Origin of the sequence: Mesorhizobium sp. M3A.F.Ca.ET.080.04.2.1 (genome assembly GCF_003952525.1) — a bacterium.
In the GTDB taxonomy this organism is placed as follows: domain Bacteria; phylum Pseudomonadota; class Alphaproteobacteria; order Rhizobiales; family Rhizobiaceae; genus Mesorhizobium.
Genome location: NZ_CP034451.1, coordinates 3,254,290 through 3,268,583, shown reverse-complemented (window position 1 = coordinate 3,268,583; position 14,294 = coordinate 3,254,290). Strand labels below are relative to the sequence as shown.

14 protein-coding genes and 1 pseudogene are annotated in these 14,294 nt (G+C 64.1%); 9 read left to right on the top strand and 6 right to left on the bottom strand.

What is annotated here, in order from left to right; genetic code table 11:
• Positions 1-36: 36 nt before the first annotated feature.
• Complete coding sequence (locus EJ074_RS30615) at positions 37-165, top strand: hypothetical protein (RefSeq protein WP_280952436.1); 129 nt, start codon at positions 37-39, stop codon at positions 163-165.
• Between the two features lie 37 nt (positions 166-202).
• Complete coding sequence (locus EJ074_RS15545) at positions 203-1,642, top strand: GMC family oxidoreductase (protein ID WP_095805195.1); 1,440 nt, start codon at positions 203-205, stop codon at positions 1,640-1,642.
• 184 nt (positions 1,643-1,826) lie between these two features.
• Here the strand turns inward: EJ074_RS15545 and phhA are convergent, their stop codons facing one another.
• On the bottom strand, positions 1,827-2,660 hold the full coding sequence (gene phhA, locus EJ074_RS15540; RefSeq protein ID WP_095805194.1) for a phenylalanine 4-monooxygenase: 834 nt from the start codon (positions 2,658-2,660) through the stop codon (positions 1,827-1,829).
• A gap of 139 nt (positions 2,661-2,799) precedes the next feature.
• On the opposite strand from phhA, the gene EJ074_RS15535 reads away from it, so the two are divergent.
• Entirely contained in the window at positions 2,800-3,276 is a 477-nt protein-coding gene (locus EJ074_RS15535) for an Lrp/AsnC family transcriptional regulator (RefSeq protein ID WP_095805193.1), read from the top strand.
• A gap of 201 nt (positions 3,277-3,477) precedes the next feature.
• Positions 3,478-5,046: a magnesium-protoporphyrin IX monomethyl ester anaerobic oxidative cyclase gene (bchE, locus tag EJ074_RS15530; protein WP_095805192.1), complete on the top strand. Its 1,569-nt coding sequence runs from the start codon at positions 3,478-3,480 to the stop codon at positions 5,044-5,046.
• A 7-nt stretch (positions 5,047-5,053) separates the two neighbouring features.
• On the opposite strand, the gene argB is transcribed toward bchE, so the two are convergent.
• The 4 genes and pseudogenes from argB to EJ074_RS15515 all read right to left on the bottom strand — a co-directional run bounded on the left by argB (position 5,054) and on the right by EJ074_RS15515 (position 8,629).
• A complete protein-coding gene (gene argB / locus EJ074_RS15525) occupies positions 5,054-5,947 on the bottom strand; it encodes an acetylglutamate kinase (protein ID WP_095805191.1) in 894 nt (297 codons plus the stop codon).
• Between the two features lie 206 nt (positions 5,948-6,153).
• On the bottom strand, positions 6,154-6,300 hold the full coding sequence (locus EJ074_RS30610) for a hypothetical protein (RefSeq protein ID WP_245518821.1): 147 nt from the start codon (positions 6,298-6,300) through the stop codon (positions 6,154-6,156).
• 182 nt (positions 6,301-6,482) lie between these two features.
• Positions 6,483-7,649, bottom strand: a pseudogene (locus EJ074_RS15520) (amidase); the annotation flags it as partial.
• Between the two features lie 89 nt (positions 7,650-7,738).
• Positions 7,739-8,629 (bottom strand): LysR family transcriptional regulator, encoded by an 891-nt coding sequence (locus tag EJ074_RS15515; RefSeq protein WP_095805190.1) that lies wholly within the window; start codon positions 8,627-8,629, stop codon positions 7,739-7,741.
• Positions 8,630-8,723: 94 nt separating this feature from the next.
• On the opposite strand from EJ074_RS15515, the gene EJ074_RS15510 reads away from it, so the two are divergent.
• From EJ074_RS15510 to msrB, 5 genes are all read left to right on the top strand, one after another.
• Positions 8,724-9,653 (top strand): DMT family transporter, encoded by a 930-nt coding sequence (locus EJ074_RS15510; RefSeq protein WP_095805189.1) that lies wholly within the window; start codon positions 8,724-8,726, stop codon positions 9,651-9,653.
• 115 nt (positions 9,654-9,768) lie between these two features.
• Positions 9,769-10,308 (top strand): sigma-70 family RNA polymerase sigma factor, encoded by a 540-nt coding sequence (locus EJ074_RS15505; RefSeq protein WP_095805188.1) that lies wholly within the window; start codon positions 9,769-9,771, stop codon positions 10,306-10,308.
• Positions 10,305-11,024: an anti-sigma factor gene (locus EJ074_RS15500; protein WP_095805187.1), complete on the top strand. Its 720-nt coding sequence runs from the start codon at positions 10,305-10,307 to the stop codon at positions 11,022-11,024. The genes EJ074_RS15505 and EJ074_RS15500 overlap by 4 nt, the downstream gene beginning before the upstream one ends.
• 213 nt (positions 11,025-11,237) lie before the next feature.
• Entirely contained in the window at positions 11,238-11,795 is a 558-nt protein-coding gene (locus tag EJ074_RS15495; protein ID WP_095805186.1) for a fasciclin domain-containing protein, read from the top strand.
• Between the two features lie 195 nt (positions 11,796-11,990).
• Complete coding sequence (gene msrB / locus EJ074_RS15490) at positions 11,991-12,488, top strand: peptide-methionine (R)-S-oxide reductase MsrB (RefSeq protein WP_095805442.1); 498 nt, start codon at positions 11,991-11,993, stop codon at positions 12,486-12,488.
• Between the two features lie 109 nt (positions 12,489-12,597).
• On the opposite strand, the gene EJ074_RS15485 is transcribed toward msrB, so the two are convergent.
• Positions 12,598-14,199 carry a DHA2 family efflux MFS transporter permease subunit gene (locus EJ074_RS15485; protein ID WP_095805185.1) on the bottom strand — a complete coding sequence of 534 codons (1,602 nt, stop codon included), beginning with the start codon at positions 14,197-14,199 and terminating at the stop codon, positions 12,598-12,600.
• Positions 14,200-14,294 lie beyond the last annotated feature (95 nt).

Sequence of the window (14,294 nt, the reverse complement as noted above, 5' to 3'; positions counted from 1 at the left end):
ACATGCGTGGATAGAGGCCTTATCGAAAGATCTGTCATGACTGTCTTCATCAAGAAAATATCGCGCCGCGGCATCGTCCAGGCACTGATCGCGCTGCCCGCGCTGTCGCTGTTCCGCAACCAGCCGGTCATCGCCCGGATGAGATCGTCCCCGACGACATCATAGAGGTCAATGGCTGGATCCTGAAGCGGAGCGATCTTGCATGATCTTCGACAGCTATGAGGCGTTCAAGCAGGCGAGCTTCAAGCCAAGGGTCTGCATCCTCGGTTCCGGCCCGGCCGGCACCACCATCGCCAGAAAGCTCGGTGCCGCCGGCATTCCGGTGGTTGTGCTGGAGGCCGGATCGCGCGAGTTCAGCGAGGAATCGCAGGACTTCTACCGCGGCAACACGGTCGGCGACTACTATTTCGACCTCGACATCACGCGGCTGCGCTTCATGGGCGGCTCGTCCAACCACTGGGCCGGCTGGTGCCGCGTGCTCGACCGCCAGGATTTCGAGCCCAAGGCTTGGGCGCCGGACACGGGCTGGCCGATCAGCCGCGCCGACATCGAGCCTTATCTGTCCGAAGTCCACGATATACTGGAACTTCCCGAATTCCGGCCGGATGTGCCAATTTCGGACGACATCCGCTGGGTGCAGCTGATCAAGAGCCCGGCCGTGCGTTTCGCCGAGAAGTTCGCTGGCGAACTCGACCAGAGCAGCAACATCGCCGTCGTGCTCAACACCTATGCCACCGAGCTTGCCGGCGACGGCAAGCGCGTCACCGGCGCCAGGCTATGGTCGAACGGACAGGATGCCGGGACCTTTACGGCGGACTATTTCATCACCTGCACCGGCGGGCTGGAGAATTCCAGGCTGCTGCTGTGGTCCAACCAGCGCTCGAATGGAGCGGTGGTGCCGCATGCCACGGCACTTGGCCGCTACTGGATGGAGCACCCGACCTTCGAGGGCGGCAATGCCATTCTGGCCAATTACGACGAGTTCGAAGTCGATGCCTCGAACGAGGCGTTCTTCTCGCCGACCCTGCCCGCGATGGAGCGGCTGCAGATCCTGAACTTCGGCATCCGCCTGATCGAGACGCCCTATCCCAACATCAAGCGGCTGATCGCGGACCTTGCCTGCACGGCGCCGGACATGGCGGAATGGGCGGCCTACAAGCTAAGCCAGAACCTGCGTTGCGCCGCCCAGCTCTATGTCGCCTGGGAGCAGGCCCCGCTGGCCTCGAACCGGATCGAACTTTCAAGGACCGAAGTCGACCACGCCGGCGTGCCCCGCATCGAGCTCCATTGGCAGAAGTCGCCGCTCGAGCGGCGGACCTTGCTCGAAGGGCTGAGACTCTTCGGCGCCACCATGGCGCAGAAGAATCTCGGCCGCGTCCGCATCGCCGACTGGATCGGCAATGGCGGCGACTACCCGACCGACGAGGAAACGGCCGGTCACCACCACATGGGCGGTACCCGCATGGGGACCGATGTCGCCAAGAGTGTCGTCGATGCCAATTGCAAGGTGCACGGCATGGACAATCTCTATGTCGGCGGCTCCTCGGTTTTCTGCACCTCCGGCGAGTGCAATCCCACGACGACCATCACCGCGCTGGCCTGCCGCCTCGGCGATCATCTCAGCAAGCTGATCACCGTGTGAAGCAATCGGCACAGCCTGCAGCGACTTCCGTCCGCGGAAACAAGGCAGGCAGCGCCGGTGCCAGGAATGGCAGCCGGCGCCGCCTTGGCCGCCTTTGGAGAAATCCGTGGGGCATGAGCCCACAGCGGTTCAGCCGCTCAATGGCAGCTGAACCGCTCCGAAGGTCGGCCGGGCGAAGCCAACCTCAAACCGTCGCCGGGTCGAGCGCCGCCTGATCCTTGAATCGCGTGACGATGCCGGAGAGATCGCCGCTGGCGAAGGCATCGCGCAGAACGTCGAAGGACGGCAGCACGAAATAGGCGCGCTGGAACTTGTCGATCTCGTAGCCCGTGCGCATCACCGTCTCCAGGTCGAACGGCACGTGATGCGCGTCCTTGCTCTCGACGGCGAACTGCAACTCCGTGAACGAGGACATCAGCCCGGCGCCAAAGGCCTTCACCGGCTGGCCCGGTTCCTGGATGAGGCCGTATTCGGCGCTGTACCAGTAGAGCCGCGTGATCATCTCGTCACCGCCGAGCGCGATCACGTCCTCGGCCTTCTGCCCATACATCTGCATGAAATCGGCGAAGACCGGCTGCGTCAGGATCGGCACATGGCCGAAGAAATCGTGGAACATGTCCGGCTCGACGATGTAGTCGAGCTCCTTCTGTGTCCGCAGCCAGTTGGTCACCGGGAAGCGGCGGCTGGCGAGGTGATCAAAAAAGGGCCCGGCGGGAATGAGGCCCGGCACCGCGACGATCTCCCAGCCGGTCAGCTTGCGCAGCTTATCGCTGATCTCCTCGAAATCGGGAATCTTGTCGAGCAGCCCGAGCGCGTCCACGCCGTCAAGATAGGAGCGGTGCGCCAGTCTCCGCGTCAGTTTCGTCTGCCGGTCGCAGAGCGTGCGCCAGACCGCCTGCTCCTCGGCCGAATAATCATAGCCCTGCGCCACGGTGAAATCGGCGCGGCAGACCGAATAGTCGCCGCGAAGGCCCTGTGCAGCGCAGTCCCGGGCGTAGTCGGCAACGCTGATCGTCATGGCAGTTCCTCCTCAACATCGTGATCGGTGGATTGGGGATGACAGTAGCGGCGGCCCGCGAGGCAAATCAGCTTAGTTGATGGTATAACGGCGGCTTTTGAGGTAAAGTTCGCTCCGATTTGCGGAAATGGGAGCAGAAATGCCTCAGCTTGACGAGTTCGAGATAAAGATGCTCGACATCCTGCAGCGCGACGGCCGAAAACCGGTGTCCGAACTGGCGCAGGAAATCGGCCTGTCGACGACCCCGTGCGCGCGCCGCTTCGAGGCCCTGCAAGGCGCCGGCATCATCAAGGGCTTCGCCGCTATTCTCAGCCGCCGCTCGCTCGGCCTGATGGTCGAGGTTTTCGTCCAGGTCCGCCTGGTCAGCCACAGCGACGGCTCGCCGGAAAGCTTCATCGCCGCCGTGCAGCGCATGGATGAGGTCTCGTCCTGCTGGACGATGACCGGCGACTACGACTTCCTGCTGCATGTGATGGTGCCGTCGGTGGACGACCTCAACGCCTTCGTCATGCACCGGCTGATGCGTTTTCCCGGCGTGCGCGATGTCCACACACAGCTGGTGCTGCAGAACATCAAGGGGCCCGGCCACGTGCCGCTCGCGCATCTGCGGCGCTAGCGGCCTTCCAGCAAAGGTAAACAGCGTTTTCCGTCCGGACTTGCACGAAAACAAACTTTGGAGCGGGCAAGAAGCTGAACCGCTCGAGAGGCCAACCTCGCCAATTCTCTGCAAAAGCTGCTCGGAAACTGCTGAACCGCGCCAAGCCGGCTTCGCCATCGACCGCTAGGACCGGCGGACCAACCGCAATGGAGGTCCGCCATGAACATCGTGCTGGTCAATCCGCCGCACACCGCCATCGGCAGCCGGGTGCCCGATGATCACCTGCCGCCGCTCGGGCTCCTGGCGATCGGCGGCCCGCTGCTCGACGCCGCCCATCGGGTGCGCCTGGTCGATGCCGAGTTCGGCCCGATGCCGCTTGGGATGCTCGTCGATGAGGCGTTGCGCGACGATGCCGACGTCGTCCTCATCGGCCATTCCGGCTCGACCTCGGCGCATCCGACCGCCTTGCGGATCGCTGAGATGATCAAGCTCCGCGCGCCGGGAGCGATCATCATCTATGGCGGCGTGTTCCCGACCTATCACTGGCGCGACATATTGAGCCAGACACATGCCTTCGACTTCATCGTGCGCGGCGAGGGCGAGGCGACCATCGTCGCGCTGCTCGAGGCGCTGGAAAAGCACCGGCCGTTCTCGGGCGTTGCCGGCATCGCCTATCGCGACGATCTCGGCCGCCCCTTCGCCACGCCGCCGGCGACGACGATCGCCGGCCTCGATGCCTACCGCATCGGCTGGGAACTGATCGATCATGGCCGCTACAGCTATTGGGGCGGCAAGCGGGCCGTGGTCATGCAGTTCTCGCGCGGCTGCCCGCATCTTTGCAACTATTGCGGCCAGCGTGGCTTCTGGACCCGCTGGCGGCACCGCGACCCTGTCAAGTTCGCCAAGGAGATCGCCTGGCTGCACCGGCAGCATGGCGTCGAACTGGTCAACCTCGCCGACGAGAACCCGACATCCTCGAAGAAGGCCTGGCGCGCCTTCCTCGATGCCATGATCGCTGAAAACGTGCCGGTGCTGATCGTCGGCTCGACCCGCGCCGACGACATCGTGCGCGACGCCGACATCCTGCATCTCTATCGCAAGGCCGGCGTCATCCGCTGGCTGCTCGGCATGGAGAACACCGATGAGGAGACGCTGTCACTGATCCGCAAGGGCGGCAGCACCAGATCCGATCGTGAGGCGATCCGGCTGCTGCGCCGGCACGGCATCCTGTCGATGGCGACCTGGGTGGCCGGCTTCGAGGACGAAGGTTTTCGCGATCTCTGGCGCGGCTTCCGCCAGCTCATCGCCTATGACCCGGACCAGATCCAGGCCCTTTATGTCACGCCGCATCGCTGGACTCCGTTCTTCCGCATCGCCAAGGATCGCAAGGTGATCCAAAGGGACGCGCGCCTCTGGGACTACAAGCACCAGGTGCTGGCGATGACGCGGCTGAAACCGTGGATGCTGTTCTTCACCGTCAAGCTGATCGAGCTCGCCGTGCAGTCACGGCCGAAGGCGCTGGCGCGCATCCTTTTCCACCCCGATCCCGAGCAGCGGCATTCGATGCGCTGGTACACCAAGATGGGGCGCCGGGTCTGGCTCCGCGAGGTCTGGGGCTTTCTCGCCCGCGATCGTCGCGTGAAGGACGGCCCGACGCTAGCCGAATTCTGGGGCGCGCCGCAGGATGTCGAGGAGGAATCGATGATCTTTCGGCACCCGGCGCGAAAGCCGGCCGCGCCCGTCATCGAAGCTGGGCATGTGTCGGGTGAAAGAAGATTAGTCGGCTGAAGATTTGCTACGGCACGATCAGCGTGCCGGCGCCGTGCTCGGTGAACAGTTCGAGCAGCACCGAATGCGGCGTCTTGCCGTTGAGGATGACGACGCCTTCGACGCCGCGTTCGATCGCCTCGATGCAGGTCTCGACCTTCGGGATCATGCCGCCCGACACCGTGCCGTCCTTGATCAGCGCCCTGGCCTCGGCGACCGTCAGCTCGTCGATCAGCTTCTTGTTCTTGTCGAGCACGCCGGGCACGTCGGTGAGGAACAGCAGGCGCGAAGCGCGGCAGGCCCCGGCAATCGCGCCCGCAAACGTGTCGGCGTTGATGTTGTAGGTGTGGCCGTCGCGGCCCGGCGCCACCGGCGCCAGCACCGGGATCATCTCCGAGCGCGCCAGAAGGTCGAGCAGCGTGCGGTCGACCTCGACCGGCTCGCCGACGAAGCCGAGATCGAGCACCCGCTCGATGTTGGAGTCCGGATCGATCATCGTCTTGCGCGCCTTTTCGGCGAACACCATGTTGCCGTCCTTGCCGCACAAGCCGATCGCCCATTCGCCCTCGGCGTTGATCAGCGCCACGATCTCCTTGTTGATCGAGCCGGCCAGCACCATTTCGACGATCTCGACCGTCTTCTGGTCGGTGACGCGCAACCCGCCCTCGAACTTGGATTCGATGCCCATCTTGCTGAGCATGGCGCCGATCTGCGGCCCGCCGCCATGCACGACGATCGGATTGACGCCGGATTGTTTCAGAAGCGCGATGTCGCGGGCAAAGGCCTTGCCGAGCTCGTTGTCGCCCATGGCGTGGCCGCCATATTTCACCACCACGGTCTTGTTCTCGTAGCGCTGCATGTAGGGCAGCGCTCTGGAAAGCAGCGCGGCCTGCATTTCGGCGGTGGCGGCGATGTCCGTCATCGATACGGCTCCCAAAGTGGCTAGTGCATGTCGCCCAAAAGTGCGCAGCGGTTTTGGGAGAACGACATGCATCAAAACAAAGATCTAAAGCGCGTCGCGCGAATCTGTAGGTCGCGATGCGCTTTGGGATGGCGCGCGTCTTAACGGGAATTGCCGCAGGCCGCAAACGGCTTTGCGGTCACAATGACGAAATCGTGCTTGCAGTTCTAACCAGGCGTCTTCAATGGCGCGCGCCGCCCGAGCCAGCCCGACAGCTTCTCCATTTGCGCGGCAAGCGACAGCAGCGTCTCCTCGTCGCCCGGACGTCCGGCCGCCTGGATGCCGAGCGGCAGCCCGGCGGCCGTGACATGCACCGGCAGCGCGATCGACGGCTGGCCGCTGACATTCTGGATCGCCGGCCAGTGGGTGAACCAAGGCTCTTGTCCATCAATTGCCCGAACAGCGACTTGATGTTGAGGAGCCGGGTCAAATGCAGCTTGTCGAGCAGGTTCTCGATCAGTTCGTCGGCGCCTTTCGGGTCCATCGAGCCGCAGGCAAGCGGCGGGTGGGCAATGATCGGCATCAGCACCGCGTCGTAGCGCGCGGTTTCGGTGATCAGGCGGCGCGACGCGGCGCTGAGCCGCTGCAGCACCTGGTAGATCTCACCGGCCGGGATGATCTCGCCGAAGCGGGCGAGCACGCGCGTGGCGCGCTCGAGGTCGCCGATCACACTGCGGCCGACGCGCAGGGTCTCGGCGCGCATGGTGCCGGCCACCGCCGAGACGACCGACTTGCAGAAGTCGGCCATGAAGTCGCGGTCGATATAGGGCAGGTCGATCTCCTCGACCGTGTGGCCGCCCTCGCGTGCCAGCGCGACCGCCCGATCCAGCGCTTGCAACGTCTCGGCCGATACCGGCAGGCCGACCGGTGATTTCCTGTAGACGGCGAGGCTGAGCTTGCCCGGGTCGCGCGCCGCCGCCGCGGCGAAGGAGCCTTTCGGCGCCGGCGCCGCATAGGGCGAGAGCGGATCGGCGCCATGCGTCAGGTCGAGCAAGAGTGCCGTGTCGCGGACCGAGCGGCTGACGGCGTGGTCGACGACCATGCCGTACCAGCTCTCGCTGACCAGCGGCGTCAACGGCACCCGGCCGCGCGAGGTCTTGAGCCCGACGAGGCCGCTGCAGGCGGAAGGCACCCGGATCGAGCCGCCGCCGTCCGAGGCGTGCGCGGCCGGCACCACGCCCGCCGCCACCAGCGCCGCGGAGCCGCCGGATGAGCCGCCGGTGGTGTGTCCGGTGTTCCAGGGGTTGCGGGTGACGCCGAAACGGGCGGACTCCGTCATCAGCCGCAGCCCATGCTCCGGCGACGTGCTGGTGACGATCGGGATCAGGCCGGCAGTCAGATAGCGCTCCACCATCACGGAGTTGAAATCCGCCGTGAAAGCCGGGACGCGGCTGCCGCCATGGACCGGCACGCCCTTGATGCCGATGCCGAGATCCTTCAGCGCGAAGGGCACGCCGGCGAGCGGCAGCTTGCGGTCGACTGTTCGTGCGCGCGTCCGCGCGGCGTCGTAGAGCGGCTCGGCGATGGCGTTGATGTCGGGCCGTGTCGCCTCGGCCCGCGCAATCGCCGCATCGACTAGCTCCGGCGGCGAGATTTCCCCCTTGTGCACGAGCTCCGCGAGCCCGGTCGCATCCTGTTCCCAAAGCACGCGCTCGATCGACATCGCTGTTTTCCCGCCCCGGAAGGCCAAACCACTTTGCAATCATCACCGTAGGAAACGATCGCCGGCAAGGCTAGGTAGAAATCGCTCGCTCAGGCGCAGCGGAAATGTTCGATGAAGGCGCGAAGCGGCCCGAGATGCTGGAGCGACTTGGGGAAATAGACAAAGAATCCCGGCCGCGATGGTGTGAAACGAGACAGAACCTGGAGGAGCGCTCCATTGTCCAGATCCTGCTGGACCCCGCGCCTCAGCGACCAGCCGATGCCCAGGCCCAAGCGCGCGGCGTCGACCACGGCTCGCATGTCGTCCATGATGAGCGGGCCATCCACCTCGACCGATAGATCACCTTCGGGACCGTTGAACCGCCATTCCGACAGGCGGCCCGACGTGACCTGCCGATGGCGGATGCAGACGTGATCGAGTAGGTCCTGCGGGCGAGATGGAACGCCGTAGCGCTTCAGGTAGTCCGGCGCAGCAACGTATGCCGCCTCTTCGAAAGGCGACAGGCGAACGGCAATCATCTCGTCCTGCAGGTAATCGCCAAGACGGATGCCGGCATGAAAGCCGCGAGCGACGACGTCCGTCAAGGCCTCGTCGATCGTCAAGTCGAGCACGATCTCGGGATAAGCCTGCTGGAACGCGGCGATCCTCGGCGCCAGGATCACCTGCCAGGCTCGAAAGGGCAGCGTTATCCGCAGCCGGCCCGACCGCGCTCTCGCAGCGTTGCGGACCGAGCCCAGAGCCTCATCGAGGGCTGCCAGCAAATGGCTGCTGCTTTCATACAGGGCTCTCCCCGCGTCGGTCAGGGTGACCGACCTCGTGCTTCTCAGGAAAAGCGCCGTTCCAAGGCGCTCCTCGAAGGTCTTCAACTGATGCGAGATCGCTGGCGGATTTACGCCTAGAACCCGTGCCGCCGCACGCAACGAGCCTTGCCTGGCAATGACCACGAAGGCCTGAAGGGCGGGCAGGTCAGAGCGGTCCATTGTTCGATTTTCTCGATTAGTGAAGTTCAATTGAGGCGCCTACCCGCCATTATGCCATCCTGCGAAAACAGGGTCCATTGCATTGGAGGCCCGGATGCCAGGATCGAAAAGTCCCTCTCTAAGGATCGGGTCAGGTGTCATCACCATCCTGGTCACCGTCTTCGCCATGGCGCTTGCCGACGCATTCATCAAGTTCGTCAGCGCCGACATGACGCTATGGCAAATCTACGTGCTGAGGTCGCTCTTCGTTGTTCCAGTCCTGGCTTTGCTGGCCGGACGCCGCTCCTGGCCGTCGGGGCTGAGATGGATCCTGCTGCGCAGCCTCGCCCTCACGCTGATGTATCTGGCCATATACGGGGTGATCCCCTTCTTGAGCCTGCCGGTGCTGGCGGCATCGCTTTATACCGGACCGCTTTTCATCGTTGGGTTGTCGGCGGTCTTTCTGCATGAGCCGATTTCGGCGCGGCATTGGCTTGCCATTTCGACAGGCTTTGCCGGCGTGCTTCTCATCGTTCGGCCGGCGGCATCCGGGTTCACCCCTCTGGCTCTTGTCCCGATAGTCGCGGCTTTTCTCTACGCGCTTGCCGCGGTGCTCACGCGCGCAAAATGCAGCCACGTTCCGGCGCTGACGCTGACCCTTTGGCTGAACCTGGTGCTGCTTGCCTTTGGAAGCGTCGCGAGCTTGTCGATCGCATATGCGGGCATTGGCTCCGCGATGCATTATCCATTCCTGTCCGCAAGCTGGGCCACAATGGACGGCCACAACTGGCAAGTGATCTTCATTCTTGCCGGGCTCATGGTCGGGATCAGTGTCGGGTTGGCGAAGGCCTACCAGTCGCCGCGGCCGCAGGTCATCGCGACATTCGACTATGCCTACCTGCCGTTCGCCGCATTATGGGGCTTTGTCTTCTTCGGCGAGATCCCGGATCTCTGGACCGTACTTGGCATGGCGTTGATCGCGGCTGCAGGGTTGATCGTCCTGCGCGCAACGAGCCGAAGAACGCCATCCACCGTTGCGGTTTGACAGGTGCTTCGAATTCCCCGGCGAGCGCCACGGAGGCATCGAAAGTTCGGCAACCTCTGGTGGATAGCCCTGGGCGCCCGTTGCAAATAGATCGCAATCTTCTAATTTGCCCGCCATGGGGCCTCAGGATATCAGCAAGCTGATTGTCCGGACTTCGATGAAGGACCGGGCCGCGTTCGATCTGCTCTACCGGCAGACCAGCGCGAAACTCTTCGGCGTCTGCCTTCGTGTATTGAGGGACAGGGCAGATGCGGAAGAAGCGCTGCAGGAGGTCTTCGTCAAGATCTGGACGAAGGCGGACCGTTTCGCCGTTTCCGAGCTGAGCCCGATTTCCTGGCTGGTGGCCATTGCGCGCAACCATTCGATCGATCGCATCAGGGCGCGGCGCAGTCCTTCCGCCAGCATCGATAACGCACTTGACGTCGCCGATCCGACGCCGGGACCCGAGGCCGCAGCCGTGGCGGGCGGCGAGACCGAACGCATCCACCATTGCCTCGACGAACTGGAGAAAGACCGGGCGGCGGCCGTCCGGGGCGCCTATCTGAACGGCGAAAGCTATGCCGAGCTGGCGGAACGCCACAAGGTTCCGCTGAACACGATGCGGACTTGGCTGCGGCGAAGCCTGCTCAAACTGAGAGAATGTCTGGAAAGATGACCCTGGCGGAAGACAACGGACCGGAACGCGGAGGCGACGACCTGCTCGCCGCCGAATACGTTCTCGGCGTTCTGCCGGCCGACGAACGCCAGATCGTTTTGCGCCGCATCGACACCGATACGGCTTTCGCTCGCCTCGTCGAGGCCTGGGAGGCCCATTTTGCGCCGATGGCGGCGGCCTATGCCGCGGTCGAGCCACCGCCGGCAGTGAAGGCGGCGATCGACCGGCGGCTGTTTGCCTCGCCGGCCGCTTCCGCCGAACCGCGCGCCGGCCTGTGGTCGAGCCTCGCCTTCTGGCGCAGCCTGACCGCAGTAGCGATTGCTGCGCTCGCGCTTTATATCGCGCTGCCTTATCTCAGCCCCCCGGCGCCGCAGCCCGGGACCAGGCTGGTCGCCTCGCTCGCCGCCGACAACAGCCCAGTCAAATACCTCGCCGTCTACGATGCCGCCCGCCGTGAGGTCGGCCTGTCGCTGGTTTCCGGCGACCGGGGCACCGGCAAGGATTTCGAGTTGTGGATGATCGAGGGCAAGAACGCGCCTGTCTCGATGGGCGTCATCCCCGCCGGGCAGACCGCACGCATGGCCGTCTCGCCGATCGTTCAGCAGAAGCTCGCGCAAGGCGCCGTGCTCGCCGTCAGCCTCGAGCCGGCGGGCGGTTCGCCGACCGGTCAGCCGACCGGGCCCGTCGTCGCCGCAGGCGACCTCAAGGGCATCTGATCGATATCCTGCCAAGGGGAATTTCCGAGACTAGAGTAAGTCTATTCGGGGGCTCCTCGCGCAGAACCGCCAGTTTCAGGCGCCAACCGGCGATGGCCATTCAGCTTTCCTGGCTGAAAAAATCTTCATCACCACGTGAAACTAAGTTTTTCTTGCAGCGTATCTCCTCGCGTTCCCAAAGGACGGGAAAAACAACCCGAGGAGACTGACACCATGCGTAAACTCGCCACCCTTTTGCTTGCCTCCATCATCGGTTTTTCCACGCTCGGCGTGGCTGCCTATGCCGCCAATCCGATGGTCGGCGGCGCACCGATGTATGCCAAGAAGAACATCATCGAGAATGCCGTCAATTCGAAGGATCACACCACGCTGGTCGCCGCCGTCAAGGCCGCCGGGTTGGTCGACACGCTGGAGGGCGCCGGTCCGTTCACCGTCTTCGCGCCGACCAACGAAGCCTTCGCGGCGCTTCCCGCCGGTACGGTCGAGACGCTGCTCAAGCCCGAGAACAAGGACAAGCTGACCAAGATACTCACCTGCCATGTCATTGCCGCCAAGGCGATGGCCGCCGACGTCGCCAAGATGGCCAAGGCCGATGGCGGTGCGCATGAGGTCAAGACCGTCGGCGGCTGCGAGCTGACGCTCAAGTCGCAGAAGGGCAAGGTCACGGTGACCGACGAGAACGGCAATGTCGCCCATGTCACCATCGCCGATGTGCGCCAGTCGAATGGCGTCATCCACGTCATCGACAAGGTTCTTCTGCCGAAGATGTAACAAAGCGCGCGCGGCCGTCGAAGATAGATTGTCTCCGCCGGCCGCACGATCGTCCTCCCATGATCCGTGCTGTCGTCTAGCGCCGCTCCGCACCGCCAAGGGCTTGGGTCGATGCGGAGTGGCGCGCGGGCCGTCACCGGCTTTTGATTTTCCGGCGGCGCCATAGTTGCTAAGATGACGTCAGGAGGAAAGGCCATGAACCGTCGCGATTTTCTCTGGAGCGGTGCCGCCGCCATCGCCATCGGAACCGGAGCGACGCTGCGCATCGGCGGCGCAAAGCCGGCTCTGGCCACCGAGACTTTCGAGATCACCAAGACTGATGCCGAATGGCACGCCATCCTTTCCGATGCAGCCTTCGACGTGCTGCGCCGGGAAGGCACCGAATATCCAGGGACGAGTCCGCTGCTTAACGAGCACCGCAAGGGCATCTTCGCCTGTGCCGGCTGCGACCTGCCGGTCTACCCGTCGGAGACGAAATTCGATTCCGGCACCGGCTGGCCGAGCTTCTGGCAGGAGATCGCCAACGCGATCGGCAAGACCGAGGACCGCTCGCTGGGCATGACCCGCACCGAAGTCCATTGCCGCCGCTGCGGCGGCCATCTCGGCCATGTCTTCGATGACGGCCCACCGCCCACCGGCCTGCGCCACTGCATCAATGGCGTGGCGCTCAGCTTCAAGCCGGCCGCGGCCTGAGCGGCGCCTGAGCTGCAGGAATTTGAAGCTTTCAAAAACATAACCCCGGAAATCGTTGCCGATCTCCGGGGTCATGCACGAGGGCGCCGGGCGGGGGATCCGGCGCGCCTCAATGGCCTCCGCCGCCGCCGGCTTGTTCGGCGGGCTTGTTGATGAACAGCACGAAAAGCCCGAGCGTCGCGAACAGCACTGTCAGCATGAAGAACACATCCATGAAGGACAGCAGCGAGGCCTGCTGCTGCACCATGCCTGACAGTTTCGAGATCGCAGCGCTGGGGGCATCGAGCCCGGCGGTCTGTTGGAAATTCAGCGTCATGTTCTGCAGCTTGGCCTGAGCCTCGGCGCTTCCCCACTGCACATGCTCGGAAAGCCTGGCGTAGTGGAACGCGTTGCGGTCGATCAGCACCGTGTTGATGATGGCCAGGCCGACGGCGCCGCCGAGATTGCGGGTCAGGTTGAACAGGCCGGACGCGTTCTTCAGCCGCTCCGGCGGCAAGGTGCCGAGCGCGATGTTGTTGATCGGCACCATGCACAGCATCATCGAGCAGCCGCGCAGGATCTGCGGGATCAGCAGCTCGTAGAAATCCCAGTCTGCTGTCAGGTGGGTCATCCACCAGGTGCCGGTGGCGAAGCCGAAGAAGCCGATCATCATCATCAGCCGCAGATCCATCTTGCGCGACAGGATGCCGGAGATGGGCGCGGTGAAGAACATCGCCAGGCCGCTGACGAACAGCGCCTCGCCGATCATCATCGAATCATAACCGCGGATGCGGCCGAGATAGACCGGATAGAGGTAGGTAAGTCCGTAGAGCCCGATGCCGATGACGAAGGAGAATATCGAGCCGAAGGCGAAGTTGATGTTCCTGAACGCCTTGAGGTCGACGATCGGCTCCTCGGCGGTGAAGACGCGCCAGAAGAAGACGATCCCGCCGATGGTCATGACGATGGCGCTGATGAACACTGCCTGGTCCTGCAGCCAGTCATTGTTCGGCCCCTCCTCCAGCACATATTCCATGCAGCCGAGCAAGGCGGCCATGCCGGCCAGCCCCCACCAGTCGAACTTGCTGAACAGCTTGAGGTTCGGCTTGTCGAAATCGATCAGCGACCAGGCCGCCGTCGTCACCAGTATGCCCGGCACGACATTGACCAGGAACAGCCAGTGCCAGGACATGGCGTGGCTGATATAGCCGCCGACCGTCGGCCCGATGGTCGGCGCCAGCGTCGCCACCAGGCCGATCATCGGCGAGACGACGGCGCGACGCGACGGCGGGAAGATGGTGAACGCTGCCGCGAAGACGCTCGGGATCATGCCGCCGCCGATGAACCCCTGGATGGCGCGGTAAACGATCATCTGGTCGATGTTGGTCGCGGTCGCGGCGAGCGCGCTGGCCGCCGTGAAGCCGGCAGCGGCGATCGTGAACAGCACGCGCGTCGACAGCATCCGGCTGAGAAAGCCCGACAGCGGGATCATCACCACCTCGGCGATCAGATAGGCCGTCTGCACCCACGGGATCTCGTCGGAGCTGGCGCTCAAGCCGGCCTGGATTTCGGCCAGCGATGCCGAGACGATCTGGATGTCCAGGATCGCCATGAACATGCCGAACACCATCGCCAGGAAGGCGACGACGCGGCGAACCGGCATGTGGTCTGCGGGTGCGGCGGCGGCCGGCCGTGCTGGTAGTGATCCTGCGGTTATGGTTGCGGTTGCCATATCCTGGCCTCCTACAGCAATTCCAGGAAAGGAATTGCGTCCGAACAGATCGTTGGCAGGCTGGGCGGCTCAGCGCTCAATCGGCCGCTGAGCCG

Bases quoted from the DNA above. Each gene is read 5' to 3' on its own strand.
- EJ074_RS15545 (WP_095805195.1), top strand. From the start codon at position 203: ATGATCTTCGACAGCTATGAGGCGTTCAAGCAGGCGAGCTTCAAGCCA.
- phhA (WP_095805194.1), bottom strand. From the start codon at position 2,660: ATGACGATCAGCGTTGCCGACTACGCCCGGGACTGCGCTGCACAGGGC.
- EJ074_RS15500 (WP_095805187.1), top strand. From the start codon at position 10,305: ATGACCCTGGCGGAAGACAACGGACCGGAACGCGGAGGCGACGACCTG.
- EJ074_RS15510 (WP_095805189.1), top strand. From the start codon at position 8,724: ATGCCAGGATCGAAAAGTCCCTCTCTAAGGATCGGGTCAGGTGTCATC.
- EJ074_RS15485 (WP_095805185.1), bottom strand. From the start codon at position 14,199: ATGGCAACCGCAACCATAACCGCAGGATCACTACCAGCACGGCCGGCC.
- msrB (WP_095805442.1), top strand. From the start codon at position 11,991: ATGAACCGTCGCGATTTTCTCTGGAGCGGTGCCGCCGCCATCGCCATC.
- EJ074_RS30615 (WP_280952436.1), top strand. From the start codon at position 37: ATGACTGTCTTCATCAAGAAAATATCGCGCCGCGGCATCGTCCAGGCA.
- EJ074_RS15515 (WP_095805190.1), bottom strand. From the start codon at position 8,629: ATGGACCGCTCTGACCTGCCCGCCCTTCAGGCCTTCGTGGTCATTGCC.
- EJ074_RS15495 (WP_095805186.1), top strand. From the start codon at position 11,238: ATGCGTAAACTCGCCACCCTTTTGCTTGCCTCCATCATCGGTTTTTCC.
- EJ074_RS15505 (WP_095805188.1), top strand. From the start codon at position 9,769: ATGGGGCCTCAGGATATCAGCAAGCTGATTGTCCGGACTTCGATGAAG.
- argB (WP_095805191.1), bottom strand. From the start codon at position 5,947: ATGACGGACATCGCCGCCACCGCCGAAATGCAGGCCGCGCTGCTTTCC.
- bchE (WP_095805192.1), top strand. From the start codon at position 3,478: ATGAACATCGTGCTGGTCAATCCGCCGCACACCGCCATCGGCAGCCGG.
- EJ074_RS15535 (WP_095805193.1), top strand. From the start codon at position 2,800: ATGCCTCAGCTTGACGAGTTCGAGATAAAGATGCTCGACATCCTGCAG.